Annotated in this window: 1 rRNA gene; it reads left to right on the forward strand. The window is 49.0% G+C overall.

Annotated elements, in window-relative coordinates:
- Positions 1-145: 145 nt before the first annotated feature.
- Positions 146-255, forward strand: a 5S ribosomal RNA gene (rrf, locus tag C6382_RS23790); the annotation flags it as partial.

Below are 255 nucleotides of genomic sequence, written 5' to 3' on the forward strand. Positions count from 1 at the left end.
GTGAGGCTTGACCATATAACACCCAAGCAATCTGCAGCGCAGATTGTGGTGGTGAAGACGAAATGAACCGAAAGTTCGTAAACCACAAATTGTCACATACCCGATTCGCTGGAGTGTCTAACAAGACCTTCTGGCAACAGAATTTCTTGACGACCATAGAGCATTGGAACCACCTGATCCCATCCCGAACTCAGCAGTGAAACGATGCATCGCCGATGGTAGTGTGGGGTTTCCCCATGTGAGAGTAGGTCATCG

Origin of the sequence: Pseudomonas sp. BBP2017, assembly GCF_003024385.1 — a bacterium.
Classification (GTDB): Bacteria; Pseudomonadota; Gammaproteobacteria; order Pseudomonadales; family Pseudomonadaceae; genus Aquipseudomonas.